The organism is Anabaena sp. FACHB-1237 (assembly GCF_014696225.1).
In the GTDB taxonomy this organism is placed as follows: domain Bacteria; phylum Cyanobacteriota; class Cyanobacteriia; order Cyanobacteriales; family Nostocaceae; genus FACHB-1237.
Genome location: NZ_JACJPV010000083.1, coordinates 1 through 3565, shown reverse-complemented (window position 1 = coordinate 3565; position 3565 = coordinate 1). Strand labels below are relative to the sequence as shown.

The window sequence follows — 3565 nt, the reverse complement described above, 5'->3', positions numbered from 1 at the left end:
TGTAGATGTCTATGTTGCATTGTGCTGTCGAGAGTTTAGTAATTTCTCTCATTCTCCCATACCGATTACTAGACGACCCTTATTTATCAATGCACTATTTTTTTATTCTGTCAATGCGTAAGTCCTAAGTTGTGTTTAAGAAGAATCCATTTACTAGGTTAGGACTTACGCAAGTGTCACACTAAAAAATCTGTTGTAGAGTGCGTCATATACAGCAGTTTCCGTTATTCTGAGTTACAGATGTTAATGATAAAACCCTTGTAACACAGGCATCTTGCCTGTTCATAGTGTACCTCATGTAGATGGAATGTGCTGTATTAACAATTTGATTATTTACATGATTTATACTCATTCAACTGCATACTGAGTAATTTACGACGTAAGTTATCTAAAGCTGTAGAAGAACTTAAATTTCTAATAGTGGACCTATCACGGATAGTTCCAAACCTATATTCAAAACTGGTTACTTGATTATTTGGATCTGCTAAACCAATATAAACTAAACCTACAGGTTTTGTATCTGTTCCTCCTCCAGGTCCTGCAATTCCTGTAATACTTAATCCCCAATTTGTAACTAGAACATTTTTTACCCCTATAGCCATTTGTTCTGCTACAATCGAACTAACAGCCCCGAATTTTTCTAAATCTTGAGAATTAACTCCTAGTAAATTAACTTTCACAGAATTATCATAAGCAATAACTCCCCCATGAAAGTAATCAGAACTTCCAGGAATTTCGGTTAACATTTGCCCTAAACCTCCACCAGTACAAGACTCTGCTACTGATAAAGTTTGTCCTGATAATTTTAATAATTTACTAACTACTATAGCTAAATTATCATTATCAATACCATAAAAATCTAATCCAGCAATTTCTATTAGTTGTTGTTCAATAGGCGTAATTAATTCCTCTGCTGTTTTTATGTCTGACGCTTTAGCAGAAATTCTTAATCTTACTTCTCCTTTACCAGCGTAAGGTGCAACAGTAGGATTAGTTAAATTTAGATAAGGTGCTACTTTTTCTGCTAAAGTAGATTCACCAATACCCCAAAATTTTAAACTACGACTGTAAATAATTTCTTGTCCCCAACCTTGACTTTTAAGAAACGGAATAGCTGTTTCTGTCCACATTCTGTGCATTTCGCTAGGAACACCAGGAAAGGTTAAAATTGTTAATCCTGATCGCGGTTGCCAAATAATTCCTGGCGCTGTACCTGTAGGATTAGATAAAATTTCTGCACCTTGAGGAATTAATGCTTGTTTATAATTACTAGAGGACATTATACGTCCTCGTTCAGCAAATTTTTGAGTAATATCAGCTACAATATCAGAATTTTCTATCAAAGGAACACCGAAAAAATCAGCTAAAGTTTCACAAGTCAGATCATCTGGTGTTGGTCCAAGTCCACCAGTAAAAATGAGAATTTGTACCCGTGAAGCAGCAATTTCTATTACCTTTTTGAGTCTTTCTGGATTATCTCCCACTACTGTTTGATAATAATGGGGAATACCTAAAGCTGCTAATTCTTTAGCTAAAAAATGAGCATTACTATTTAGTATATCTCCTAGCAATAATTCAGTACCAACACAAATAATTTCAGCACTCATAGAATTTTAGATTTTGGATTTTAGATTTTTGGGATGTAGGGTGCGTCAAATATGACAATATGTTTATATTAAACCATCTATCAAATCTGACGCACCTCAAAACATTAATAGGATGTAGGGTGCGTCAAATATGACAATATGTTTATATTAAACTATCTATCAAATCTGACGCACATCAAAACATTAACAGTGACTTACTTTCTCACATTGTCAATAGTTAAGATAATTGACAATGTTTAAAAATTCCAACTTCATTAAACTAACACAGGTACAGGAATTTCTAAATGTGGATACAAAGGAAAGCGATCGCACAAAGCGGCTACTCTTTGACGACAATTTGCAGCTACTGTATCTGAATCGGGAGACAATAGGCGATCAGCAATTATATTACCAATTTCCGTAAATTCTGTCACACCCATTCCTCTAGTAGTCATTGCTGGAGAACCCAAACGTAAACCACTAGTAACAAAAGGAGACTCAGGATCAAAAGGTACAGTATTCTTATTAGCAGTGATATTAATACCACTTACTAGCTGATCAGCCTTTTTCCCAGTCATACCAATAGAGCGTAAATCTACCAGCATTAAATGGTTATCAGTGCCATTAGATACCAACTTAAATCCACGATTTTGCAACTGAGTAGCTAAAGTTTGAGCATTTTTAATCACCTGTGCAGAATAATCCGCAAACTCAGGTTTTAACGCTTCACCAAAAGCCACAGCCTTACCAGCAATTACGTGTTCTAAAGGACCACCTTGAGTACCAGGGAAAACAGACTTATCTAACTTTTTACCCAACTCTGCATCAGCAGTCAAAATCAAACCTCCACGTGGTCCGCGTAAAGTCTTATGAGTAGTAGTGGTAACAACATGGCAAAATTCAATTGGATTAGGATGATGACCTGTAGCAACCAAACCAGCAATATGGGCAATATCTGCTAACAAATAAGCTCCCACCTCATCAGCAATACTGCGGAACTTTTGAAAATCAATAATTCGAGGATAAGCAGAATAACCGCAAATAATGAGCTTTGGTTTTTCCTTCAAAGCCAGATCACGAACTTGATCATAGTCTAATTGTTCAGTGACTTGACTAACGCCATAGTGACGTACGTTAAACCATTTACCAGAAACATTAACAGGTGAACCATGAGTTAGATGTCCGCCATGAGACAAATCCATACCCATAATAGTATCACCAGGCTCAAGCAAAGTCAGAAAAACTGCAAAATTTGCTTGTGCGCCAGAATGAGGTTGAACATTAGCATGATTAGCACCAAATAACTGTTTAGCACGTTCAATAGCTATTTGTTCAACCTTATCAACAAACTCACAACCACCATAATAACGTTTACCAGGTAAACCTTCAGCATACTTATTAGTTAATACGGAACCCTGTGCCGCCAAAACGGATGCAGAAGTAAAATTTTCACTAGCAATTAATTCCAAATGGCTGCGCTGTCTCAGTAGTTCTTGATTAAGAAGCTCATGGATTCTGGGATCAGAAGATTTTAGTAAGTCTGAATTAGTCTTAGTCACGTTTACTATCCTTATGGAAAAAAAATCTTAGGGAAAACAACAGTTCACAATATTACTGAACTGAACAATTTAGTTACTACTTTTAGAAATATTCATTTAGTAGTTGCCTATAAGCGATACAAGCATCATAACAATTGCTGACATTTTTTTACCGTTTGACTCCATAAATGGCCATCTACTCCAGGTACGACCCCAACCTAGCCATTAATTGATCATTGGCAAAACCAGCGAAACCTTTGATATGCAAAGGATAGAGCGTAGTTTGCTCAATAGCCAAAAAATAAATAAAAAATTTTTTTGAAAAAAGGGTTGACAAATCAGAAAAGGTAAGTTAAGTTGATTAAGTGCCAAAGAGAGAGCGACGAGAGAAAAATCAAGCGAAACTCAATGGAACACCGAACCTTGAAAATAATATAGTTT

General features: G+C 35.9%; 2 protein-coding genes. Both read right to left on the bottom strand.

The window, feature by feature from the left end:
* Positions 1–329: 329 nt before the first annotated feature.
* On the bottom strand, positions 330–1607 hold the full coding sequence (locus H6F32_RS20055) for a competence/damage-inducible protein A (protein WP_190371031.1): 1278 nt from the start codon (positions 1605–1607) through the stop codon (positions 330–332).
* A 254-nt stretch (positions 1608–1861) separates the two neighbouring features.
* Positions 1862–3145 (bottom strand): serine hydroxymethyltransferase, encoded by a 1284-nt coding sequence (gene glyA / locus H6F32_RS20050; protein ID WP_190371030.1) that lies wholly within the window; start codon positions 3143–3145, stop codon positions 1862–1864.
* Between the last annotated feature and the right edge of the window lie 420 nt (positions 3146–3565).